Origin of the sequence: Pantoea sp. MBLJ3 (genome assembly GCF_000816655.1) — a bacterium.
Classification (GTDB): Bacteria; Pseudomonadota; Gammaproteobacteria; order Enterobacterales; family Enterobacteriaceae; genus Pantoea; species Pantoea eucalypti.
On the sequence record NZ_JSUT01000010.1, the window covers coordinates 164,730 to 188,849 of the forward strand.

The 24,120-nt window shown below is 52.3% G+C and carries 23 protein-coding genes, 4 tRNA genes and 1 other annotated feature; of the genes, 20 read left to right on the forward strand and 7 right to left on the reverse strand.

The features are described 5' to 3' along the window. Positions 1–107: 107 nt before the first annotated feature. The 10 genes from alaS (at position 108) to luxS (ending at position 7,691) form a co-directional block, all read left to right on the forward strand. Positions 108–2,735, forward strand: coding sequence for an alanine--tRNA ligase (gene alaS, locus NP77_RS15560; protein ID WP_039660784.1), 2,628 nt, complete (start codon positions 108–110; stop codon positions 2,733–2,735). A gap of 249 nt (positions 2,736–2,984) precedes the next feature. Then, positions 2,985–3,170: a carbon storage regulator CsrA gene (gene csrA, locus NP77_RS15565; protein ID WP_008927091.1), complete on the forward strand. Its 186-nt coding sequence runs from the start codon at positions 2,985–2,987 to the stop codon at positions 3,168–3,170. 282 nt (positions 3,171–3,452) lie between these two features. Then, a tRNA-Ser gene (locus NP77_RS15570) sits at positions 3,453–3,545 on the forward strand. 8 nt (positions 3,546–3,553) lie between these two features. Next, a tRNA-Arg gene (locus NP77_RS15575) sits at positions 3,554–3,630 on the forward strand. A gap of 84 nt (positions 3,631–3,714) precedes the next feature. Next, positions 3,715–3,791: transfer RNA gene (locus tag NP77_RS15580), tRNA-Arg, on the forward strand. 71 nt (positions 3,792–3,862) lie between these two features. Then, positions 3,863–3,939 (forward strand) — tRNA-Arg (locus tag NP77_RS15585). Between the two features lie 452 nt (positions 3,940–4,391). Beyond that, positions 4,392–4,958: a fructose-1-phosphate/6-phosphogluconate phosphatase gene (yqaB, locus tag NP77_RS15590; protein WP_003849054.1), complete on the forward strand. Its 567-nt coding sequence runs from the start codon at positions 4,392–4,394 to the stop codon at positions 4,956–4,958. After that, positions 4,955–5,383, forward strand: a complete 429-nt coding sequence (locus NP77_RS15595) for a YqaA family protein (RefSeq protein WP_008927089.1) — start codon at positions 4,955–4,957, stop codon at positions 5,381–5,383. The genes yqaB and NP77_RS15595 overlap by 4 nt, the downstream gene beginning before the upstream one ends. A gap of 31 nt (positions 5,384–5,414) precedes the next feature. Further along, positions 5,415–7,022, forward strand: coding sequence for a glutamate--cysteine ligase (gshA, locus tag NP77_RS15600; protein ID WP_003849050.1), 1,608 nt, complete (start codon positions 5,415–5,417; stop codon positions 7,020–7,022). Positions 7,023–7,175: 153 nt separating this feature from the next. Then, entirely contained in the window at positions 7,176–7,691 is a 516-nt protein-coding gene (luxS, locus tag NP77_RS15605) for an S-ribosylhomocysteine lyase (RefSeq protein WP_003849049.1), read from the forward strand. A gap of 62 nt (positions 7,692–7,753) precedes the next feature. Here luxS and NP77_RS15610 read toward each other — a convergent pair whose 3' ends face one another. Continuing rightward, entirely contained in the window at positions 7,754–9,040 is a 1,287-nt protein-coding gene (locus NP77_RS15610; protein WP_039660786.1) for an HlyC/CorC family transporter, read from the reverse strand. A 15-nt stretch (positions 9,041–9,055) separates the two neighbouring features. Further along, a complete protein-coding gene (locus NP77_RS15615; protein WP_003849045.1) occupies positions 9,056–9,856 on the reverse strand; it encodes an inner membrane protein YpjD in 801 nt (266 codons plus the stop codon). A gap of 166 nt (positions 9,857–10,022) precedes the next feature. Between NP77_RS15615 and ffh the strand changes: the two genes are divergently transcribed. The 5 genes from ffh to rplS all read left to right on the forward strand — a co-directional run bounded on the left by ffh (position 10,023) and on the right by rplS (position 13,534). Further along, complete coding sequence (ffh, locus tag NP77_RS15620; protein WP_003849043.1) at positions 10,023–11,384, forward strand: signal recognition particle protein; 1,362 nt, start codon at positions 10,023–10,025, stop codon at positions 11,382–11,384. A 142-nt stretch (positions 11,385–11,526) separates the two neighbouring features. Next, the gene (rpsP, locus tag NP77_RS15625; RefSeq protein WP_003849041.1) at positions 11,527–11,775 is read left to right on the forward strand and encodes a 30S ribosomal protein S16; all 249 of its coding nucleotides are present in this window, start codon (positions 11,527–11,529) and stop codon (positions 11,773–11,775) included. Positions 11,776–11,793: 18 nt separating this feature from the next. Further along, positions 11,794–12,342 (forward strand): ribosome maturation factor RimM, encoded by a 549-nt coding sequence (gene rimM, locus NP77_RS15630; protein ID WP_003849039.1) that lies wholly within the window; start codon positions 11,794–11,796, stop codon positions 12,340–12,342. Between the two features lie 35 nt (positions 12,343–12,377). Beyond that, the gene (gene trmD, locus NP77_RS15635; RefSeq protein WP_003849037.1) at positions 12,378–13,142 is read left to right on the forward strand and encodes a tRNA (guanosine(37)-N1)-methyltransferase TrmD; all 765 of its coding nucleotides are present in this window, start codon (positions 12,378–12,380) and stop codon (positions 13,140–13,142) included. Between the two features lie 44 nt (positions 13,143–13,186). After that, positions 13,187–13,534 (forward strand): 50S ribosomal protein L19, encoded by a 348-nt coding sequence (gene rplS, locus NP77_RS15640; RefSeq protein WP_003849035.1) that lies wholly within the window; start codon positions 13,187–13,189, stop codon positions 13,532–13,534. A 96-nt stretch (positions 13,535–13,630) separates the two neighbouring features. Here rplS and NP77_RS15645 read toward each other — a convergent pair whose 3' ends face one another. Next, positions 13,631–14,167 carry a GNAT family N-acetyltransferase gene (locus NP77_RS15645; RefSeq protein WP_008927086.1) on the reverse strand — a complete coding sequence of 179 codons (537 nt, stop codon included), beginning with the start codon at positions 14,165–14,167 and terminating at the stop codon, positions 13,631–13,633. A gap of 288 nt (positions 14,168–14,455) precedes the next feature. On the opposite strand from NP77_RS15645, the gene NP77_RS15650 reads away from it, so the two are divergent. Together NP77_RS15650 and tyrA are read left to right on the forward strand one after the other, a co-directional pair. Beyond that, complete coding sequence (locus tag NP77_RS15650) at positions 14,456–15,535, forward strand: 3-deoxy-7-phosphoheptulonate synthase (RefSeq protein ID WP_003849031.1); 1,080 nt, start codon at positions 14,456–14,458, stop codon at positions 15,533–15,535. Positions 15,536–15,540: 5 nt separating this feature from the next. Then, positions 15,541–16,662 carry a bifunctional chorismate mutase/prephenate dehydrogenase gene (tyrA, locus tag NP77_RS15655; RefSeq protein WP_039660788.1) on the forward strand — a complete coding sequence of 374 codons (1,122 nt, stop codon included), beginning with the start codon at positions 15,541–15,543 and terminating at the stop codon, positions 16,660–16,662. Between the two features lie 32 nt (positions 16,663–16,694). Here the strand turns inward: tyrA and pheA are convergent, their stop codons facing one another. From pheA to bamD, 4 genes are all read right to left on the reverse strand, one after another. Further along, positions 16,695–17,870 (reverse strand): bifunctional chorismate mutase/prephenate dehydratase, encoded by a 1,176-nt coding sequence (pheA, locus tag NP77_RS15660; RefSeq protein ID WP_039660790.1) that lies wholly within the window; start codon positions 17,868–17,870, stop codon positions 16,695–16,697. Between the two features lie 22 nt (positions 17,871–17,892). Further along, positions 17,893–18,017, reverse strand: a sequence feature (Phe leader region). Continuing rightward, a complete protein-coding gene (gene pheL / locus NP77_RS23710; RefSeq protein ID WP_197066373.1) occupies positions 17,969–18,016 on the reverse strand; it encodes a pheA operon leader peptide PheL in 48 nt (15 codons plus the stop codon). It overlaps the preceding feature by 48 nt. 88 nt (positions 18,018–18,105) lie before the next feature. Then, positions 18,106–18,441: a ribosome-associated translation inhibitor RaiA gene (raiA, locus tag NP77_RS15665; RefSeq protein WP_003849030.1), complete on the reverse strand. Its 336-nt coding sequence runs from the start codon at positions 18,439–18,441 to the stop codon at positions 18,106–18,108. A 280-nt stretch (positions 18,442–18,721) separates the two neighbouring features. Further along, entirely contained in the window at positions 18,722–19,453 is a 732-nt protein-coding gene (gene bamD / locus NP77_RS15670) for an outer membrane protein assembly factor BamD (RefSeq protein ID WP_003849029.1), read from the reverse strand. Between the two features lie 129 nt (positions 19,454–19,582). On the opposite strand from bamD, the gene rluD reads away from it, so the two are divergent. From rluD to clpB, 3 genes are all read left to right on the forward strand, one after another. Beyond that, positions 19,583–20,560: a 23S rRNA pseudouridine(1911/1915/1917) synthase RluD gene (gene rluD, locus NP77_RS15675; RefSeq protein ID WP_003849028.1), complete on the forward strand. Its 978-nt coding sequence runs from the start codon at positions 19,583–19,585 to the stop codon at positions 20,558–20,560. Further along, the gene (yfiH, locus tag NP77_RS15680; protein WP_039660792.1) at positions 20,560–21,288 is read left to right on the forward strand and encodes a purine nucleoside phosphorylase YfiH; all 729 of its coding nucleotides are present in this window, start codon (positions 20,560–20,562) and stop codon (positions 21,286–21,288) included. Before rluD ends, yfiH begins: the two co-directional genes overlap by 1 nt. Positions 21,289–21,402: 114 nt before the next feature. Next, positions 21,403–23,988 (forward strand): ATP-dependent chaperone ClpB, encoded by a 2,586-nt coding sequence (gene clpB / locus NP77_RS15685; protein WP_182630296.1) that lies wholly within the window; start codon positions 21,403–21,405, stop codon positions 23,986–23,988. The last annotated feature ends 132 nt before the right edge of the window (positions 23,989–24,120 follow it).

Consider the following 24,120-nt stretch of genomic DNA (forward strand, 5'->3'; position numbering starts at 1 on the left):
GAAGAAAATTTATCTTATTCCCACTTTTTGTTCCACTAATCAGGCACCACGAAAGTGTGGTCGCGCCGATCAGAGGGAACGTTCGTTAGCGTGATTCCAGGACATATATGAGCAAGAGCACTGCTGAGATCCGTCAAGCGTTTCTCGACTTTTTTCATAGCAAGGGACATGAGGTTGTAACCAGCAGCTCCCTCGTACCGAATAACGATCCAACCTTGTTGTTTACCAACGCCGGGATGAACCAGTTTAAAGATGTGTTCCTCGGGCAGGACAAACGTGATTACACACGTGCGACCACGTCACAGCGCTGCGTACGCGCAGGCGGTAAACACAACGATCTTGAAAATGTCGGTTACACCGCACGTCATCACACCTTCTTTGAAATGCTGGGTAACTTCAGCTTTGGTGACTACTTCAAGAGAGAGGCGATTGGTTTTGCCTGGGAACTGCTGACGAGCGAGCAGTGGTTCAGCCTGCCAAAAGAGCGTCTGTGGGTGACGGTCTATGAAACCGACGATGAAGCCTTTGATATCTGGGCGAATGAAATCGGTGTGCCGCGCGAGCGCATTATTCGCATCGGTGACAACAAGGGCAGCGCATACGCGTCTGATAACTTCTGGCAGATGGGCGATACCGGTCCTTGTGGTCCATGTAGCGAGATTTTCTACGATCACGGCGATCACATCTGGGGTGGCCCACCAGGCAGCCCGGAAGAAGATGGCGATCGTTACATTGAAATCTGGAACATTGTCTTTATGCAGTTCAACCGTCAGGCAGATGGCACCATGCTGCCGCTGCCAAAACCGTCGGTTGATACCGGAATGGGCCTTGAGCGTATTTCCGCCGTTCTGCAACATGTTAACTCCAACTATGAAATCGACCTGTTCCAGAAACTGATTCAGGCCGTTGCGCAGGTTACCGGTGCAACTGACCTCAGCAACAAATCGCTGCGCGTTATTGCCGACCACATCCGTTCCTGTGCTTTCCTGATTGCCGATGGTGTGATCCCGTCGAATGAGAACCGTGGCTATGTGCTGCGTCGTATCATTCGTCGTGCCGTGCGTCATGGCAACATACTGGGCGCCAAAGAAGCCTTCTTCTATAAGCTGGTTGCACCACTGATTGAGGTCATGGGCGCGGCAGGCGAAGAGTTGCAGCGTCAGCAGGCTCAGGTTGAGCAGGTGCTGAAAAGCGAAGAAGACCAGTTTGCCAGAACGCTGGAGCGCGGACTGGCGCTGCTGGATGAAGAGCTGGAAAAACTGCAGGGCGACACGCTGGATGGCGAAATCGTCTTCCGTCTTTACGATACCTTTGGCTTCCCGGCTGACTTAACGGCTGACGTCTGCCGCGAACGCAATCTGAAAATCGACGAAGCGGGCTTTGAGCAGGCGATGGAGCAGCAGCGTCAGCGCGCACGTGAAGCGAGTGGCTTCGGTGCTGACTACAGCAATGTTATTCGCATTGATGCCGCCTCATCATTCAAAGGTTATGACCAGCTCGATTTAGCCGCCACGGTAAAAGCGCTCTATGTTGCGGGCGAAGCGGTAGATGAAGTGACCGCAGGTCAGGATGCCGTGGTCGTGCTGGATGAAACGCCATTCTATGGCGAATCAGGTGGTCAGGTAGGCGATACCGGTCTGCTGAAAGGGAAGAATGCTGAATTTAGCGTCCAGGATACACAAAAATATGGTCAGGCAATCGGTCATGTCGGTAAGCTGACCGCAGGGCAGTTGCGTATCGGTGATCGTCTTGAGGCGCAGGTTGATGCGGCACGTCGTGCGCGCATCCGTCTGAACCACTCTGCTACCCACTTATTGCATGCCGCATTGCGTCAGGTTTTAGGTGAGCATGTGGCGCAAAAAGGCTCGCTGGTTAACGACAAATACCTGCGTTTTGACTTCTCGCATTTCGAAGCGATGAAACCTCAGGAGATTCGTCAGGTCGAAGATATCGTCAATGCGCAGATTCGTCGCAACCTGCCGGTTGAAACGGAAGTGATGGATCTGGATGCGGCGAAGTCTAAAGGTGCAATGGCACTGTTTGGCGAGAAATATGATCAGCGCGTGCGCGTTCTGACCATGGGTGATTTCTCAGTCGAATTGTGTGGTGGTACTCACGCTGCACGCACCGGTGATATCGGCCTGTTCCGTATTCAGGCTGAGTCAGGTACGGCAGCAGGTATCCGTCGTATCGAAGCTATTACGGGTGAAGGCGCGCTGGCACAGGTTAATGCGCAAAGCAGTCAGCTGCAGGATCTTGCGCAACTGGTTAAAGCGAACAGCAGCAACCTGAACGAGAAAGTGCGTGGTCTCGTTGACCATGTGCGGGCTCTGGAGAAAGAGTTGCAGCAACTGCGCGACCAGCAAGCTGCCCAGGAGAGCGCTTCACTGAGTAGCAATGCCATCGATGTTAAGGGCGTGAAACTGCTGGTCAGCGAGCTCAACAATGTCGAGCCTAAGATGTTGCGTACCATGGTTGATGACCTCAAGAATCAACTCGGGTCTGCGATTATCGTGCTGGCGACGGTTGCCGAAGGTAAGGTGTCGCTGATTGCCGGTGTGACCAAAGATCTGACTGACCGTGTTAAAGCGGGCGAGTTGATCGCCGGTCTGGCACAGCAGGTAGGCGGGAAGGGCGGTGGCCGTCCTGATATGGCACAAGCGGGTGGTACGGATGCTAAAGGGCTGAAAGGCGCTCTGGCAGGCGTTGAGAGCTGGGTTAACAGCCGCCTTTAATGACTTAGAACAAGGCATTGTAAAAAGCGTCAGAACTCTGGTTCCGGCGCTTTTTAATACGATGCTAAAGCAGCAAATGACAAAGTCAGGCTGATGTAGTGTATTTCGGCTAAACTAACTATCAGCAGAATGTATTGGCGCATCGATGTGCATTGGTGTATCTCTCATAGTCAATGTGCAGCGTTAAATGATGGATAATGCCGGGAGCCTGTACAAGCCCGACTCTTTTAATCTTTCAAGGAGCAAAGAATGCTTATTCTAACTCGTCGAGTTGGTGAAACCCTCATGATCGGTGATGAGGTAACTGTAACGGTGCTGGGTGTTAAAGGTAACCAGGTACGTATTGGGGTTAACGCACCGAAAGAAGTGTCTGTGCATCGCGAAGAGATCTATCAACGCATCCAGGCTGAAAAAACGCAACAAACCAGCGTTTAACGGATTCAGCGTCTCGCACCTGTGCGAGGCGCTACCGCTTTGTCTAAAAATCCTCTCTTTTCTTCTCTCCCGCTTTCTCCCTATTTAGTTAACGTCATCCTCTCTCATTGTTGATAATTCACTCTTTTTGTCTTCATTTTGCCCCAATTGTGTGTGATTTGCTCAATCAAACAAAGTTTCGGAAAAATTGTTTGACTTAAAAGTCCGGGAAAGTAATATGTGCGCCACGCAGTGCCGATGAGCAGAAACAAGTTCAGACGCACGGTTCGAAAGAAAGCGTAAGGTGAGGTGGCCGAGAGGCTGAAGGCGCTCCCCTGCTAAGGGAGTATACGGTCAAAAGCTGTATCGAGGGTTCGAATCCCTCCCTCACCGCCATTTTCGATGCATCCATAGCTCAGCTGGATAGAGTACTCGGCTACGAACCGAGCGGTCGGAGGTTCGAATCCTCCTGGATGCACCATCGAAAATAAAGAAATAAAGCGAATTAGCAATTCCTTTCATGGTGAGTAGTTAGCACCCTGCGTTGTACAAGAATTAGATTTATGCATCCATAGCTCAGCTGGATAGAGTACTCGGCTACGAACCGAGCGGTCGGAGGTTCGAATCCTCCTGGATGCACCATTCTTTGTAACATCCTCAGGTTGGTTTCTGTTAGTCCATAAAAAGTTGTACCCCAAAAGATAGACCCCAATGCATCCATAGCTCAGCTGGATAGAGTACTCGGCTACGAACCGAGCGGTCGGAGGTTCGAATCCTCCTGGATGCACCATCTTCTTCAGTTTTAAGTTCCCTCAATGAATTTGGCGTAATCATCGCTAAGACCTCAAAAGAGACATACTTTTTTATACCCTGTACAGCAAGCGCTGAACGAGCATACTGAACTGCTCCCCTGCAGTTACCCTCTGGCTTTACCCACACTGTTTTCCTGCCTGATCTGCCCCATTGATTCATCATCCTGACTTAAGCGACACGTAACACATTTTCTCCGCCTCAGAGATCGCCATTTTACTGCCCACGCCCGTCCGCCACCGCTTGCCTGCCAGAGTAATGTTAAAAAATCGCTGAAAATTCGTACGGTTATCGCTGGCCGCGCACGATCACCTTTATCTGAAAACAAAAATTGCTAATGCTTTCAAAGCATTTGCTGTTCATCCCCCCTGGCGACAACCTGTCCACATTAGGCTAAAGTAATGTCTCATTTGGTGAATGTCCGGAGTGACAATGTACGATCAATATGACGGCCTGATTTTTGATATGGACGGCACGATTCTTGATACTGAGCCGACACATCGAAAAGCGTGGCGTCAGGTGCTCCAGCGTTACGGATTAACGCTGGATGAAGCACGTATTATCGACTTTAATGGCGCACCCGCCTGGCGGCTTGCGCAATTCATCATTGAATCCAATCAGTCGTCACACGACCCTCATCTTCTTGCTGCAGAAAAAACCGCTGCTGTGAAAGCGATGCTGCTGGAAAACGTTAAGCCGCTGCCTTTACTGGAGGTGGCGAAGGCGTATCACGGGCGTCGTCCTATGGCTGTGGGGACCGGAAGTGAACATAGCATGGCAGAGGCGTTACTGACGCAGCTTGGCGTGCGTGAGCTCTTTACGGCAGTCGTCGGCGCTGACGACGTACAGCATCATAAACCTGAGCCTGAGACCTTCTTGCGCTGCGCTGAGTTGATGGGTGTGGCGCCGGCACGTTGTGTGGTGTTCGAAGATGCAGACTTTGGTATTCAGGCCGCTAAAGCGGCAGGCATGGCAGTGGTGGATGTTCGTTTACTGTGAGTGACGTACTTACCTATGCCTCGATGTTTGGCAGCAGTTTTCTGAGTGCGACGCTCCTGCCGGGAAGTTCTGAAGCATTACTGATAGCACTATTGATAGCAAAAAAGACATCAGTTTACGGGTTGCTTGTAGCCGCATCACTGGGAAACACCTTGGGCGGTTTAACCAACATTCTTATTGGTCGCCTGCTGCCGTTAAAACGTCAGGGGCGATGGCATGACACAGCAATGACGTGGTTGCACCGACTGGGACCAGCAGCACTTTTATTCAGCTGGCTACCGGTGATAGGTGATCTGCTCTGCGTTCTCGCGGGCTGGTTACGTTTCGCCTGGCTGCCAGCGATACTGTTTCTCGCTGTCGGTAAAACACTGCGTTATATCGTTATCGCGACTGCCACATTACAGGGTATGCAATGGTGGCATTGATTCGCACAGATTCGGGGCTACGGTTAACATTATGCTGAACAAAAATAAATTATTATCACAGCGGGGGGGTAATGTGATCCCGGACGTATCTAAAGCGCTATCCTGGCTGGAAGCGCATCCCAATGCCCTTAAAGGGATTGGTCGTGGCATCGAGCGTGAAACGCTGCGTGTACAGGAAAATGGCGATCTGGCAAAAAGCGGCCACCCGGAATCTCTGGGCTCGGCGCTGAAACATGACTGGATCACTACTGATTTTGCCGAAACGTTACTGGAATTCATCACGCCAGTGGATCACAGCATTGATCATATGCTGGCGTTCCTGCGCGATATCCACCGTCACGTTGCCCGTGAACTCGGTGATGAACGCATGTGGCCATTCAGTATGCCGTGCGTCATTGACGATGCTGACAATATTGAGCTGGCGCAATATGGCACATCCAATATCGGTAAGATGAAGACCCTTTACCGCGAAGGTCTGAAAAACCGCTACGGCGCGTTAATGCAGACGATCTCTGGCATTCACTATAACTTCTCGCTGCCACTTTCTTTCTGGCAGGAGTGGGCTGACGTGAAAGATCAGGAAAGCGGAAAAGAGACTATCTCCGCAGGTTATCTGCGGTTGATTCGTAACTACTATCGCTTCGGCTGGGTGATACCTTATCTGTTTGGCGCATCACCGGCTATCAGCTCCAGTTTCCTGCAGGGTCGTGAGAGTGCGCTGCCATTTGAAACCAATGACAAAGATACGATGTGGCTGCCGTATGCCACCTCGCTGCGTCTGAGCGATTTAGGCTACACCAATAAATCGCAGAGCGCTCTGGGCATCACGTTTAACTCGCTGGAAGGCTATGTCACTGCGCTGAAAAAAGCGATCAAGACGCCGTCAGATGAGTATGCAGCGATGGGCACCAAAGATGCTGACGGTAACTGGCTGCAGCTCAACACTAACGTGCTGCAGATTGAGAACGAGCTCTATGCGCCCATCCGGCCTAAGCGTGTTACACGCTCGGGTGAAGCGCCTTCTGATGCGCTGCTGCGCGGTGGCATCGAATACATTGAAGTACGTTCACTGGATATCAATCCGTTCTCTGCCATCGGCGTCGATGAGAATCAGGTTCGCTTCCTCGATCTGTTCCTGATCTGGTGTACCCTGGCGGATGCACCGGAAATGAGTGCAGATGAGTTGCAATGCACCCGCAAAAACTGGAATCGGGTGGTGCTCGAAGGGCGTAAACCGGATCAGAAAATTGCGGTGGGTTGTGGAGAAGCGGAACATTCGCTGGTTGAAGTGGGCAAAACCCTGTTTGCCGACCTGCGCCGGGTTGCTGAAGTCTTAGACAGTCACAATCAGGACAGCACGGAATATCAGCAGGTTTGTGATCAACTGGTAGCATCCTTTGATGATCCTGAGCTAACCTACTCGGCGCGCATCCTTCAGGCAATGAAGGATAATGGTGTAACCGGCACCGGCGTGGCACTGGCTGAACAGTATCGCCATATGCTCTGTGAAGAACCGCTGGAAGTGCTGACAGAAGAAGATTTCACGCGTCAGGCGCAGGAATCTGTTGCTGCACAGCAGCAGCTGGAAGCAAATGATAAGCTGGATTTTGAAGCGTATCTGGCGAGCCGGGAAGGGTAGAAAAGAAAAAGGCCACATCAATGTGGCCAAATTAACATCTCTGTTGTCAGGGATGATGATGATAACAAATGCGCGTCTTTCATATATTCAGACGTTGGGCGAACAGAAAAGTTTCATCGTTTTAAAAAAAATTCTCAGAACAGGAGGTGACGTATGCCACTACTGGACAGTTTTACCGTTGATCACACCATCATGGGCGCACCGGCAGTCCGCGTTGCGAAAACCATGAAGACTCCGCATGGCGATACGATTACCGTTTTTGACCTGCGTTTTTGCCGTCCGAACATTGATATCCTCACTGAGCGTGGCATTCATACGCTGGAGCATCTCTTTGCCGGCTTCATGCGTGATCACCTGAATGGTGACGGTGTGGAAATCGTCGATATCTCGCCAATGGGCTGCCGTACCGGCTTCTACATGAGCCTGATTGGTACGCCAGACGAGCAGCGCGTTGCGAAAGCGTGGAAAGGGGCGATGGAAGATGTTCTGAAAGTGAAAGATCAGAACCAGATCCCTGAGCTGAATGAATATCAGTGTGGCAGCTACAAGCTGCACTCACTGGATGAAGCGCAGCAGATTGCCCGCAATGTGCTGGCGCATGAGATCGGCGTTAACCGTAATGACGATCTGAAACTGCCTGCTGAAAAGCTGAAAGAACTGCACATCTAGTCAGGGCTTCTCTGCTAAAAAAAAACGCCGCATCATTTCGATTGCGGCGTTTTTTTATGGCTTCAGGAACCGACCGATTTTTTCAGCGGCGTCTTCGGCGTGATGCGCACCTGTTTAATCATATTATCCTGCACGTCCAGAATATCGACGTTGTAATGGCCAATCTGAACACGTGTGGCATTAGAAGGGATCTCCTCCAGCGCTTCCAGTAACATGCCGTTGATGGTACGCGCTTCCTGCTCTGGCAGATCCCAGTTAAAGGCCTTATTGATTTCGCGCACGCTGGCACTGCCTTCAATCAGCACGGAGCCATCATTCTGCGGCATCACTTCTTCCGCCAGCGACGGTGACATGGAGGTAGTGAAGTCACCGACAATCTCTTCCAGAATGTCCTCTATCGTCACCAGCCCTTTGATGTCGCCATATTCATCCACCACCACGCCCGCTTTCTCTTTATTGCGCTGGAACTTCACCAACTGGGTGTTCAGCGGCGTTCCTTCGGGGATGTAGTAGATTTCATCGGCGGCGCGTAGCAGCGTCTCTTTAGTGAACTCTTTTTTCTCCGTCATCATGCGCCAGGCTTCACGCACACGAAGCATGCCGACGCAGTCATCCAGTGAATCTCTGAACAGCACAATGCGGCCATGAGGTGAATGGCTTAGCTGGCGCACGACTGACTTCCAGTCATCGTTGATGTTGATACCAACAATCTCATTACGCGGCACCATAATGTCGTCAACGCTGACTTTCTCCAGGTCGAGCACGGAGAGCAGCATGTCCTGGTTACGGCGTGACATCAGGCTACGCGACTCATAGACAATGGTGCGTAACTCCTCTTTGCTCAGCGCTGAGTTAACATAGCCGTCAGAGCGAATACCTGCCAGGCGCATCAGCAGCCGGGTAATGGTGTTCAGCAGCCAGACCAGCGGTAGCATGATGTATTGCAGCGGAGTAAGTAAAAAGCTGCTCGGATAGGCCACTTTTTCCGGATAAAGAGCCGCCACGGTTTTGGGTAACACTTCAGCGAAGACCAGCACCACGAAGGTCAGCACGCCGGTTGCAATGGCGACACCCGCATCACCATACAGACGCATTCCGACAATAGTGCCTAACGCGGAAGCAAGGATGTTAACCAGGTTATTACCAATCAGCACCAGACTGATCAGACGATCCGGGCGGCGCAGCAGTTTTTCGACACGTCGAGCTGCGCGATCACCATTTTTAGCCTGATGGCGCAGTTTATAGCGATTCAGTGTCATCATGCCGGTTTCAGAGCCTGAGAAATAAGCTGAAACCAGTACCATGATGCAGAGAATAATAATCAGCGTGGTAGTTGAAACATTCTCCAACGCAAAACTTCCTTTTTAACGAGAACCAGGGACAAGCAGATGCTGCAGGATGCGGCTGCCGAAGTAAGCCATGGTCAACAGCACCGCACCGCTGCAGTTAAACCAGACGACGCGGCGACCACGCCAGCCTTCATGATAGTGCCCCCAGAGCAAAACGATATAAACAAACCACGCGATGATCGAGAGCACGGCTTTATCGACGTTTTCTGCGCTGAAGAGATCCTGCATATAAAACAGACCGGTGCAGAGCACCAGCGTTAACAGCACGACGCCAACCTGGGTGATGTGAAACATCTTACGTTCGATGGTCAGCAGCGGCGGCATATCCTGGGTGAACGCCAGTCGCTTGTTTTTTAACTGATAATCGATCCACGCCAGCTGCAGCGCATAAAGCGCGGCGATGATCAGCGTTGCATAGGCGAACAGCGACAGGCCGATGTGGATCATCATGCCTGGCGTAGTTTCCAGATGCGTGATGAACGCATTAGGGACAAAGGTGGCAAAGGCCAGATTGATCAGCGCGAAGCTATAAACAATCGGCAGCAGTAGCCAGCCACGGTTGCGTGACGCCACAATGGTCATGATGGCGCAAATCAACAGGCTGACCAGTGAACCAATGTTAAGCAGGCTTAAGTTCTGTCCGCTATCAATAGCAAATATGCGTTGCTGCAAGGCCACCGCGTGTGTCACCAGCGCCACACAGGCAGAGAGCATCGCCATTCGCCGCCAGCCGCCGTTACGTTTCAACAGGCTGGGAATGATCAGGGCAAGACTTAAGGAGTAGGCGAATAGCGCCACTATCGCGAAAACGAACATAGATCCTTTCAGGTTCAGTCAGATAAGGAAAAAGGCAGTATAGCGCCAGCCGAAGCAGGCTCCAAACGATCTGAGGGGCAATTGCAGAGATCGCCGAGGCTTCGTGTTATAATCCGCCGCATTCTGCCGATCAGGCGCCTCGCGATCTTTTTTTTAGTGAGAGACCATGTTTGATAATTTAACCGATCGTTTGTCGCAAACCCTGCGAAATATCAGCGGCCGCGGAAGGCTGACTGAAGAGAACATCAAAGAGACCCTGCGTGAAGTGCGCATGGCACTGCTTGAGGCTGACGTTGCGTTGCCGGTGGTGCGTGACTTCATCAACCGTGTGAAAGAGAGCGCGGTCGGTCATGATGTGAATAAAAGTCTGACGCCAGGTCAGGAGTTTATCAAAATCGTACGTAACGAACTCGTTGCGGCGATGGGTGCAGAGAACAACGCACTCGACCTGGCAGCACAGCCACCAGCCGTGGTGCTGATGGCGGGCCTGCAGGGTGCCGGTAAAACCACCAGTGTTGCTAAGCTGGGTAAATTCCTGCGCGAGAAGCACAAGAAGAAAGTTTTAGTGGTTTCTGCCGACGTCTATCGTCCGGCGGCAATTAAACAGCTGGAAACGCTGGCACAGCAGGTTGGCGTGGATTTCTGTCCGTCCGATCTCAGCCAGAAGCCGGTCGATATCGTCAACAATGCGCTGCGTGAAGCTCGTCTGAAGTTCTACGATGTGCTGCTGGTGGATACCGCCGGCCGTCTGCACGTTGACGAAGCAATGATGGACGAAATCAAACAGGTTCATGCGGCGATCAAGCCGGTAGAAACCCTGTTTGTGGTCGATGCCATGACCGGTCAGGATGCCGCAAACACGGCAAAAGCCTTTAATGAAGCGCTGCCGCTGACCGGTGTTATTCTGACCAAGGTTGACGGTGATGCACGCGGTGGTGCGGCGCTGTCAATTCGCCATATCACCGGCAAACCGATCAAATTCATGGGCGTCGGTGAAAAGACCGAAGCGCTTGAGCCATTCTACCCGGAGCGTATTGCTTCGCGTATCCTGGGCATGGGTGACGTACTCTCCCTGATTGAAGATATCGAAAGCAAAGTTGACCGCGATCAGGCGGAGAAACTGGCTAAAAAGCTGAAAACCGGCGACGGTTTTGATCTCAATGACTTCCTTGAGCAGCTAAAGCAGATGCGCAACATGGGCGGTATGGCCAGCCTGATGGGTAAACTGCCGGGTATGGGACAGCTGCCAGATAACGTAAAGTCGCAGATGGATGACAAAGTGCTGGTGCGCATGGAAGCCATCATCAACTCGATGACGCGCAAAGAGCGTGAGAAACCAGAAATCATCAAAGGCTCGCGCAAGCGCCGTATTGCTACCGGTTCCGGTATGCAGGTGCAGGACGTTAACCGCTTATTAAAGCAGTTCGACGACATGCAGCGTATGATGAAGAAAATGAAGAAGGGCGGTATGGCGAAAATGATGCGCGGCATGAAGGGTATGATGCCGCCAGGTTTCCCTGGCCGCTAAAGCGTTCCACAAAAAAGCCCGAAAAGGCACGGTTTGGGTTGCTTTTTTCGCCAAAATGAGTAAAATTTTCGGGCTTTTTATACAGCACCCGGACCCCGTTCCTCGATGGGGGCCGGGTGTTTTATTAACTGAAGAGGATGTTATGGTAACAATTCGTTTGGCACGTCACGGCGCTAAAAAGCGTCCGTTCTATCAGGTCGTCGTCACTGACAGCCGCAATGCACGCAACGGTCGTTTCATTGAGCGCGTTGGTTTCTTCAACCCGATCGCATCTGGTCAGGCTGAAGGTCTGCGTCTTGATCTGGATCGTATCGAGCACTGGGTTGGCCAGGGCGCAACGCTTTCTGACCGCGTTAACGCGCTGGTCAAAGAAGCTAAGAAAGCAGCTTAATCTGTCACGGTGGTGAGCATGAGCAGACAACTTGCCGCACAGCCTCCTGTTAACCCAATTGTGTTGGGTAAGATGGGAGCCGCCTACGGTATTCGCGGCTGGCTCAAAGTGTTTTCCTCCACTGAAGACGCTGAAAGCATCTTCAACTACCAACCCTGGTTCATCCAGCGCGCCGGTAAATGGCAGCAGGTCGAACTGGAAGGTTGGAAGCACCACAATCAGGACCTGATCATCAAAGTCAAAGGCATTGAAGATCGGGATGCGGCGGCTCAGTTAACCAATTGCGAAATTCAGGTTGACTCGACGCAGTTGCCATCGCTGGAAGAGGGCGACTACTACTGGAAAGACCTTATGGGCTGCCAGGTCGTTAACCTTGAAGGCTACGAGATGGGTAAAGTCATCGATATGATGGAAACCGGCTCGAACGACGTTCTCGTCGTTAAGGCAAACCTGAAGGATGCGTTCGGTGCTCAGGAGCGGTTAATTCCGTTTCTTGATGAACAGGTTATCAGGAAAGTCGATCTCTCTACTGGTGTCATTGAGGTAGATTGGGATCCTGGTTTTTGATCTCCGAATCGAACGGTAACGTAACGGCGAATACAATGTGGATTGGTGTTATTAGCCTGTTTCCAGAAATGTTTCGCGCTATTACCGATTACGGGGTAACTGGCCGGGCTGTAAAAAACGGTCTGCTCAGCATTCAGAGCTGGAGTCCTCGTGATTTCACTCACGACCGGCACCGTACCGTGGATGATCGTCCTTACGGCGGCGGACCGGGAATGCTGATGATGGTACAACCCTTACGGGATGCCATCTCCGCAGCGAAAGCAGCGGCAGGTGAAGGGGCCAGGGTGATATATCTTTCACCTCAGGGTCGCAAACTGGACCAACAGGGCGTTTGCGAACTGGCGGCACGGGACAAGTTAATTCTGGTCTGTGGCCGTTATGAAGGGATTGATGAGCGCGTAATCCAGACCGAAATTGATGAAGAATGGTCAATCGGTGATTACGTTCTCAGTGGCGGGGAACTGCCAGCGATGACGATGATTGACGCAGTCGCCCGGTTTATTCCCGGCGTACTCGGCAAGCAGGCGTCAGCCGATGAGGATTCGTTCTCTGAAGGTTTGCTGGATTGTCCGCACTATACCCGACCTGAAGTGTTAGACGGCGTGGAAGTCCCGGCAGTATTACTGTCAGGTAACCATGCTGATATTCGCCGCTGGCGTCTGAAGCAGTCGCTAGGCCGTACCTGGCTGAGAAGACCTGAACTTCTGGAAAACCTGGCTCTGACTGAAGAGCAAGCAAGGTTGTTGAATGAGTTCCAGCGGGAATCTCAGCAGCAACAAAACGATGATGTGGAAGAGTAAGCTCTTCCCCGACTATCAGTTTACCCAGGATATGAGATTTAATTATGAGCAACATTATCAAGCAAATTGAACAAGAGCAGATGAAACAGGACGTACCTTCCTTCCGCCCGGGTGATTCCGTGGAAGTGAAAGTATGGGTCGTTGAAGGTTCTAAAAAACGTCTGCAGGCATTCGAGGGCGTGGTTATCGCTATTCGTAACCGCGGTCTGCACTCTGCATTCACTGTTCGCAAAATTTCTAACGGCGAAGGCGTTGAGCGTGTATTCCAGACTCATTCACCTGTAATTGACAGCATCGCTGTTAAACGTCGTGGCGCTGTGCGTAAAGCCAAACTGTACTACCTGCGTGAGCGTACTGGTAAGTCTGCTCGTATTAAAGAGCGTCTTAACTAAGGTATCGCTAACGCGACATCTAAAAGTTAATAGCAAACAAGGGGTTGGCATCTGCCAGCCCCTTTTTTATGTCAGTGCCATCCTTGCAGCCTGCAGTCAACCGGCGTCCGGCCGGTGAAAATGATAAATCGCCGTATTAACCGGTCCCGCCTCTAATACGATCAAGCCATAGCGACAGCCAATAAACTGCCCGCCGCACTTTTCAGCGACTCTCCGACTGGCCAGATTGTCCTCCGCCGCCAGAATTTCAATCAACCGGGTCTCCGGTCGTGAAAACCCCAGAGGGAGTAGCTTTGCCACCGCGCGGCTGGCAATTCCCTGACGCTGAACGTCACTGCGAACCCAGTAACCTATTGCGCTGGTGTCACCCGGATGGCGGGCAAAGCGTATTCCTGCGCCCCCCAGCAGCTGGTCATGCTGATCAACAATCGCAAACTCTTCCGCTTCCTCCTTCATCCGTTGCCAGTGGGTAAAGCGGATCCAGCTTTCGGCATCATGAGGCTGGTAATCGTGATGCGCCCAGACCATCCACGGGATCAGGCTGTCCAGAGAAGCATTGACCGCAGCGGTAAACGCGGAGACGTCGCTTAGCAGAAACGGTCGAAGGGAGATGTTCAGTGGGGAGGCGTGCATTATGGACTCAGCCTGAAAATAAATAATATTCTCATTTTGCCTGCAACAGACAGAAACGCAATAAGAGCATGTGTAAACTTTATCTTACATCAAGGCGACTGTCATTAATTCATTTATTAAATTTAAATAAATGATATGTATGATTTTATTTGTCGTCAGGTTGGTTTATTCAGACCTGTGGTAATAAATGTGTACATGTAATCTTGCGCTATGTATTGTCTGTGATACAGTATTGCAATCCTCAATGAGGAGCCCTTATCCGCTATATCGAGCCAAAGGATCGCCATCATGCAAAAAGACGCGCTGAACAATGTGCATATCGCCGGTGAACAGGTATTGATCACGCCTGAAGAACTGAAAGCGAAGTTTCCACTGACAACTGAACAGCAGGATCAGGTCGCGGCGTCCCGCCAGACTATCTCTGACATTATTGCCGGCCGCGATCCGCGTCTACTGGTGGTGTGCGGACCCTGCTCGATTCACGATACCGAAGTGGCACTGGACTATGCTCGTCGTCTGCAAACGCTTTCTGAACAGCTGAAAGATCAGCTCTATATTGTGATGCGCGTCTATTTTGAAAAACCCCGTACTACCGTTGGCTGGAAAGGGCTGATCAATGATCCTTACATGGATAACTCGTTTGATATGGAAGCGGGTCTGCATATTGCGCGCCAGCTGCTGGTGAACCTGGTTGAAATGGGCTTGCCGCTGGCCACAGAAGCGCTGGATCCGAATAGCCCGCAATACCTGGGCGACCTGTTCAGCTGGTCGGCGATTGGCGCACGGACGACAGAATCTCAGACGCACCGTGAGATGGCCTCGGGCCTGTCGATGCCAGTTGGCTTTAAAAATGGCACCGATGGCAGTCTGGGCACAGCAATCAACGCGATGCGTGCTGCTGCAATGCCGCACCGTTTTGTCGGGATTAATCAGGCCGGTCAGGTCTGCCTGCTGCAGACTCAGGGCAATCCGGATGGTCACGTAATTCTTCGTGGTGGCAAAGCGCCGAACTACGGTCCCGAAGATGTCGCGCAGTGTGAAAAAGAGATGCTGAAGGCGGGACTGCGTCCAGCCTTAATGATAGATTGCAGCCATGGCAATTCGAATAAAGACTACAGCCGTCAGCCTGGCGTAGCGGAATCCGCTATTGCGCAGATCAAAGACGGAAACCGTTCAATCATTGGTTTGATGCTGGAAAGCCATATTAATGAAGGTAACCAGTCTTCTGAGCAGCCACGCAGCGAAATGAAGTATGGCGTTTCCGTAACCGATGCGTGCATCAACTGGGAAGTGACCGAAACGTTGCTGCGTGAGATGCATCAGGATCTGCAGGGAGTGCTGTCGGCGCGTCTGTCACAAGAGGTGTAAGAGCAATGGTGGCTGAACTGACCGCGTTACGCGATCAAATTGACAGTGTTGATAAGGCGCTGCTGGATCTGCTGGCTAAACGGCTGGAGCTGGTGGCTGAGGTGGGGGAGGTGAAGAGCCGTTACGGTCTGCCTATCTATGTCCCTGAGCGTGAAGCGTCAATGCTGGCTTCGCGTCGCAAAGAGGCAGAGGCGCTCGGCGTCCCCCCGGATCTGATTGAAGATGTGCTGCGTCGTGTGATGCGCGAGTCCTATACCAGCGAAAATGACAAAGGCTTTAAAACCCTCTGTCCTGAACTGCGCCCGGTGGTGATTGTCGGCGGCAAAGGCCAGATGGGCCGGTTGTTTGAAAAAATGCTCGGCCTGTCAGGCTACATAGTTAAAACGCTGGATAAAGAAGACTGGCCTCAGGCTGAAACGCTGCTCAGCGATGCCGGTATGGTCATCATCAGTGTGCCGATTCACCTGACCGAGCAGGTTATTGCACAGCTGCCGCCACTGCCGGAAGATTGTATTCTGGTGGACCTGGCTTCTGTGAAAAACCGGCCTCTGCAGGCGATGCTGGCCGCTCATAATGGTCCGGTGCTGGGTCTGCACCCGATGTTTGGCCCGGACAGCGGCAGCCTGGCAAAACAGGTGGTGGTCTGGTGTGATGGCCGACAGCCGGAAGCGTATCAGTGGTTCCTGGAGCAGATTCAGGTCTGGGGTGCGCGTCTGCATCGTATCAGCGCTGTAGAGCATGACCAGAACATGGCGTTTATTCAGGCACTGCGTCACTTTGCCACCTTTGCCTACGGTCTGCATTTAGCTGAAGAAAACGTGAATCTTGATCAGCTGCTGGCACTCTCATCGCCTATCTATCGACTGGAGCTGGCAATGGTAGGGCGGTTGTTTGCTCAGGATCCGCAGCTTTACGCGGATATCATCATGTCGTCAGAGAGTAATCTGGCGCTGATCAAACGTTATTACCAGCGCTTTGGTGAAGCGATTGCGCTGCTGGAGCAGGGCGATAAACAGGCATTCATTGCCAGCTTTAACCGGGTCGAGCAGTGGTTTGGCGATCACGCGAAACGCTTCCTGGTGGAAAGCCGGAGTCTGTTACGCTCGGCCAATGACAGTCGGCCATAAACGAAAAAGGCATCCCTGCGGATGCCTTTTTACTATTCAACGGTTTCATCGCCGGGTTCAGCGGGTATCACATTCTCGCTGGGATAGCAGCCCAGCACCTTCAGAGAGCGGGTCATGGTCTGTAACTCCTGCAGAGCCTGCTGCATCCGCTCTGATTGCAGGTTACCCTGCACATCAATGTAAAACATCTCTTCCCACGGATTGCCATTAATCGGGCGTGACTCCAGCTTGCTCATAATCAGGTTGTGCTGACGCAGCACCAATAGTGCATCAACCAGCGCACCCGCCTGCTGGCCGGTTGCCATAATCAGTGTCGTTTTCGCTGGCACCTGATCTGAAACCTCAATGGCTTTTCGGGCGAGCACGATAAAGCGGGTATGGTTCTGCTGCTGGTTTGCCAGATTACGTTCCAGCACCTGCAACTGATAGAGCTCACCACCGGCTTCACTGCCTAATGCTGCCACCTTAGGTGAATTGAGCGCAGCCACTTTCTCCATTGCGGCTGCGGTACTCTCGGTATATTCGATTTTCCAGTGCGGGAAACGGTTAATAAACTGGCTACATTGCTGGAAGGGCTGAGGATGGCTGTAAACCGTCTCAATCTGCTGCAGATCGGCAGGGCCATTCACCAGCACGCAGTGGTCGATAGGCAATGTCAGCTCGCCCACAATGGAGAGGCTGGTCTGTTGCAGCAGATCATAGACATCATTGATAGAGCCCGAACTGGTGTTCTCAATCGGCATCACCGCGTAATCAGCCACGCCGTTTTCGACCTGCTTGATGATGTCGTGAAACTTCAGGCAGCCACACTCCACCATGCTATCGAAATGACGTGACGCGTAGTTGCGAGCGGCAAGATGCGAGTAAGAGCCTTTCGGGCCGAGGAAGGCGATACGGGCGGCATGCGCATGGGGATGATTGAGGTTTTTCTGCAGCAGTGCTTGCTGAGTCAGCACTGAATCTTCAATAACCAGCTGGAACAGGCGGGTGATGTAGTGCGCATCCAGTTTATGCGCTTTACCCAGTACAATCAGATTCTCCAGCAGCGCGCGTTCGCGTTCCACATCCCGAATCGGGCGATGCGTGGCAAGTTTTGCATGTGCGACTTCCACTGCCAGCAGACGACGCTCGGCCAGCAGCGTCAGAAGTTTTTTATCCACTGCGCTGATCTTATCGCGTAACGCCAGCAAGGGATTGTCGGGATTCATAGGGCTCACCTGTATGCTATCCAATAAAAAAGCCTCCCGGTTGGGAGGCTTCGTTGTTCGTCTTCGCTTTCATTTTCACACGACGAATAGCCTCCCGTTCAGGGGAAGGTAAAAAAGAAAGCGAAGAAAAACAGAGTGGGTTTCATCGTAATGTCCGAAATGTGAGTGACCTGAGAGTAACCGTACTGCTTAAAAGCTGTCAATAAAAAACGCGCCCGGAGGCGCGTTAAGGAAATCAGGACTCTTCGTCGGCGGGGATAATGTCTTTTACGCTGGCACTGGCGCGGCGGGCTTCAGACTTATGCTGAACTTTATTCAGCTGACGTTCGAGTTTCGCAATCAAATCGTTGATGGCGGTGTACATATCGTCGTGCTTGGCGCTGGCCACCAGAGTCCCGTTCGGTGTGTTAATAGTGGCATCAGCCACGAATTCTTTGGGCTCTTTGGACAGGACAATATGCGGATTAATCAGGTCGGTTTGCCATTTTTCCAGCTTGGCGAGACGGTCTTCAACATGGCTTCGGATTGCCGGGGTGATGTCCATTTGTTTACTGGTAATGTTCAGAATCATTATTCTTACCTCTCTGTCATTTCCGTCTTGGTCTTCTCAGCATAGCGCGAAAAAACGTTAAATGTGAGATTTTGATCACGAAAAAATGTCACTTTTTGTCAGTTACAACATTCTGTGAGAAAGGCAGAGAAACTCGCTGAAATGGCTTGAAGCGAAACGATTAACACGGCATGCTGGATGAGTTAGCTCGCTGGAATCAGATCCAAATCTGACTGTTCTTCGGGCAAAAAAAAGCAGCCATCGCAGGCTGCTTTTTTTGTGGCTGAAATCTGTCGGGCTATCAGCTTTTGTTGACTGCAATGATTTTCGCCACTTTGTCAGCTTCAGCGTTCAGCTGCAGATTACGGTAAGCATTTTCCATCAGTGGCAGGGCATCGTGTGTCGCCTGCGTATCCGGATAATCGCGCATCATACCCTCTACACGGTTAACAACCGCGACATAAGCCTCACGCTTAGTATAGAATTGCGCCACTGACAGCTCATATTTAGCCAGACGGTCTTTCAGATAGACCAGGCGTTTCTGAGCATCAGCCGCATACTGGCTGTTCGGGTAATTACGCAGCAGCTGGGAGAAGTCGCGGAAAGCATCACGAGCGTGCGTCGGATCGCGGTCAGAACGATCAATACCAAAGAAGCCCTGCAGCGCGGAGTCATCCAGCGCCATGTCCGTCAGACCTTTCATATAGATGACATAGTCAATGTTCGGATGCGTGGGGTTCAGACGCATAAAGCGAGCAATGGCAGCCTGCGCCAGGGGCAGATCGGCATTTTTATAGTACGCGTAGATCAAATCCAGCTGCACCTGCTGCGAATAAGGACCGAACGGATAACGATTATCCAGCGCTTCCAGTTGCTTAATCGCGGCTTTAAAGTTACCGTCCTGCAGCTTTTGCTGCGCTGTAGCATAGATTTCAGAAGGCGGGTTGTCCGGTACCGCGTCATTTGAGCCGGAACAACCAACAAGTGCCAGGCTCAGTGTGGCAGCAGCCACCAGATGTTTCATACGCGTCATGACGAAGTGATTATCCTCAAATGTTATGGCGGAAGCTGTCCGTATAGCTCCCGGTAATGACCAGGTACGATAGCACATTATATTAAACGGCATCGCCGTGAAAACCCAACGTTAACGAAGAAGCTGTATATGGCACAACAAGTTCAACTCACCGCAACGGTATCCGAATCACAACTCGGACAACGTTTAGATCAGACTTTGGCGGAATTGTTCCCTGATTATTCACGTTCCCGCATAAAAGAGTGGATCCTTGATCGTCGCGTTACTGTAAACGGCGTTATGGTCGATACCCCCAAAGAAAAAGTGCTGGGCGGCGAGCTGGTCGCGATTGACGCTGAGATCGAAGAGGCACAGCGCTGGGAACCTCAGGATCTGCCACTCGACATCGTTTATGAAGATGAAGACATTATTGTCATCAACAAACCACGTGACTTTGTGGTTCACCCTGGCGCCGGTAATCCGGATGGCACGGTGTTAAACGCCTTACTTCATCACTACCCTGCGATTATGGATGTGCCACGCGCCGGCATCGTACACCGCCTGGATAAAGACACCACCGGTTTAATGGTGGTCGCGAAAACCGTTCCGGCTCAGACGCATCTGGTGGACTCGCTGCAGCGTCGCGAAATCACCCGTGAATATGAAGCGGTCGCGATTGGCAATATGACGGCGGGCGGCACGGTTGAGCAGCCTATCAGCCGTCACTCCACCAAACGTACCCATATGGCGGTTCATCCAATGGGCAAACCGGCGGTGACGCATTATCGCATCATGGAGCATTTCCGGGCTCATACCCGTCTGCGTCTGCGTCTGGAGACGGGTCGTACTCACCAGATCCGTGTGCATATGTCTCACATCAGCCATCCGCTGGTGGGCGATCCACTTTACGGTGGCCGCCCGCGTCCGCCAAAAGGGGCATCAGAGGCATTTATTACTACGCTGCGCGGTTTCGATCGTCAGGCACTGCACGCCACGATGTTGCGCCTCTATCATCCAATCAGTGGTATTGAGATGGAATTCCATGCTGCGCTTCCACAGGACATGGTTGATTTAATCGCGGCGTTAAAAGCAGACACTGAAGAATTTAAAGACCAGATGAATTGGTGATGAGTCTGATTACGCCGCAATGGCCCGCCTCGTCACGCGTTCGGGCCTGCTCGACGCAGCGACAGGGTGGCGTAAGCACGTCGCCCTGGGATGCGCTGAATCTCGGCGGGCACGTGGGAGATAATCCGGATGCGGTGGCGCGTAACCGTCAGTTGCTGGTGGATAAGGCGGATTTGCCCGCTATGCCGCAGTGGCTGGAGCAGGTTCATGGCACGGAGGTCGTGCGTCTGACTGCAGGCGGAAGTACGCCATTACGTGCTGATGCCTGCATTACCGATCAGCCCGGCGTCGTCTGCGCCATCATGACCGCTGACTGTCTGCCGGTGCTGTTCTGTTCGCAGGATGGGACGGAAGTGGCGGCAGCACATGCAGGCTGGCGCGGGCTCTGTGCCGGTGTACTGGAAAATACGCTGGCGCAGTTTCGTTCTCCGCCTGAGCAGATTCATGTCTGGCTGGGGCCGGCCATCGGACCGGATGCGTTTGAGGTTGGCGCAGAAGTGCGTGAGGCTTTTATGGCGCAGGATCCCCGCGCTGTGCAGGCTTTCCGTCCTTCAGGCGACCGTTTTTACGCTGATATCTGGCTGCTGGCGCGTATGCGACTGCAGGCAGCGGGCGTGAATTCAATCAGCGCTGACAGCCGTTGTACCTTTACGCAGCGCGATGATTTCTTCTCCTTCCGTCGCGATGGTATCACCGGGCGTATGGCAACTTTAATCTGGCTGTTATAACCTTACGCCATAAGACGGTCCAGTTAGCGTGTTTTTTACTCAAATCTCAGGTCATTAACCTTGAAATTTTTGAGGGATGACCTCATTTAATCTCCAGTAGCATTTTGACCTGTAATGGGAGGAATTATGCGTCTGGATCGTCTTACTAACAAATTTCAGCTGGCTCTCGCCGACGCGCAGTCCCTGGCTCTGGGACACGACAACCAATTCATTGAACCTCTGCACCTGATGAGCGCATTGCTTAAACAGGAAGGCGGATCGGTTTCACCTTTACTGACTTCGGCGGGTGTCGACGTTACGCCTTTTCGCGCTCAGGTTGAGCAGGCCATCGATCGCCTGCCACAAGTTGAAGGCAGCGAAGGGGACGTTCAACCTTCATCTGACCTCGTCCGGGTATTAAACCTGTGCGATAAGCTGGCGCAGAAGCGCAACGATAACTTTATTTCATCAGAATTATTTGTTCTGGCCGCTCTGGAATCTCGTGGCTCACTGGCCGATCTGCTCAAAGCAGCGGGCGCAACACGCGAAAAAATCACCGGTGCGATTGAACAGATGCGGGGAGGAGACAACGTGAACGATCAGGGTGCTGAAGATCAGCGCCAGGCATTAAAGAAATACACCATCGATCTGACCGAGCGTGCCGAGAAGGGCAAACTCGATCCGGTCATCGGCCGTGACGAAGAGATTCGCCGCACTATTCAGGTTCTGCAGCGCCGTACCAAAAATAACCCGGTGCTGATTGGTGAACCTGGTGTGGGTAAAACTGCGATTGTTGAAGGGCTGGCGCAGCGCATCATTAACGGTGAAGTGCCTGAGGGCCTGAAAGGTCGTCGGGTGCTGGCGCTGGATATGGGTGCACTGGTCGCCGGGGCGAAATATCGCGGTGAGTTCGAAGAGCGTCTGAAAGGGGTGCTGAGCGATCTGTCGAAACAGGAAGGCAACGTCATTCTGTTTATCGACGAACTGCACACTATGGTCGGTGCGGGTAAAGCGGACGGTGCGATGGACGCGGGCAATATGCTTAAGCCTGCGCTGGCGCGTGGTGAACTGCACTGCGTGGGTGCCACCACACTGGATGAGTATCGTCAGTATATCGAGAAAGATGCCGCGCTGGAGCGTCGTTTCCAGAAAGTCTTCGTGGCTGAGCCAGGTGTGGAAGACACCATCGCGATTCTGCGTGGCCTGAAAGAGCGTTACGAACTGCATCATCATGTGCAGATCACTGACCCGGCCATTGTCGCGGCAGCAACGCTGTCTCATCGTTACATTGCTGACCGCCAGCTGCCGGATAAAGCCATTGACCTGATTGATGAGGCGGCATCCAGTATTCGTATGCAGATGGACTCCAAGCCGGAGTCACTCGATCGCCTGGAGCGCCGTATCATTCAGTTGAAGCTGGAGCAGCAGGCGCTGAAGAAAGAGGCGGACGATGCCAGCATCAAGCGTCTTGAAATGCTGGAAACCGAGCTGAATCAGAAAGAGCGTGAATACGCTGAGCTGGAAGATGAATGGAAGACAGAGAAAGCCTCACTCTCCGGCACGCAGAACATCAAAGCTGAACTGGAGCAGGCGCGTCTGAATTTAGAGCAGGCCCGTCGCCAGGGCGATCTCGCTCAGATGTCAGAGCTGCAGTACGGTAAAATTCCGGCACTGGAAAAACAGTTAGCCGCAGCGACCCAGGCTGAAGGTAAAACCATGAAGTTACTGCGCAACCGCGTAACTGATGTGGAGATTGCCGATGTGCTGGCTCGCTGGACCGGTATTCCGGTGGCACGCATGATGGAAGGTGAGCGTGATAAGTTGCTGCGCATGGAGCAGGATCTGCATGGCCGGGTCATTGGACAGGATGAAGCGGTAGAAGCGGTATCGAATGCCATCCGCCGTAGTCGTGCAGGTCTCTCTGATCCTAACCGGCCTATCGGCTCTTTCCTGTTCCTGGGTCCAACCGGGGTAGGTAAAACCGAACTGTGTAAGTCGCTGGCTAATTTCCTGTTCGACAGTGACGATGCGATGGTGCGTATCGACATGTCCGAGTTTATGGAAAAACATTCGGTCTCACGGCTGGTGGGTGCACCTCCGGGCTACGTCGGCTATGAAGAGGGCGGTTATCTGACCGAAGCGGTGCGCCGTCGTCCTTATTCCGTCATCCTGCTGGATGAAGTTGAAAAGGCGCATCCTGATGTCTTCAACATTCTGCTGCAGGTGCTGGATGATGGGCGTCTGACGGATGGACAGGGTCGTACGGTCGATTTCCGTAACAGCGTGGTGATCATGACCTCTAACCTGGGATCAGATTTAATCCAGGAGCGGTTCGGTAATCTCAGCTATCCGGAAATGAAAGATATTGTGATGGGTGTGGTCGGACAGCATTTCCGTCCTGAATTCGTCAACCGTATTGATGAGGTAGTGGTGTTCCATCCGCTGGCGGAGAAACACATTGCCTCCATTGCGCAGATTCAGCTGCAGCGGTTGTACAAACGTCTGGATGAACGTGGCTATCAGCTGCACATCTCCGATGATGCGATCAAACTGCTGGCGGAAAATGGGTATGACCCGGTCTATGGTGCGCGTCCGCTGAAACGTGCGATACAGCAGCAGATCGAGAACCCGCTGGCTCAGCAGATCCTTGCAGGTTCGCTGGTGCCGGGTAAAACCATCGAAATGGATGTCGTTAACGACGTCATAACGGCACATCAGTAATAGTGCGAATCGAAAAACGGGCCTCTGGCCCGTTTTTTTTACCCTTTAAAGGGTTTTTTGCTTACTTACTGTTCTTTTTGGCTGCAAAGTGAACGGTCAGAAAAAAAGTCTTAATTTGCACTTGCGCTATCT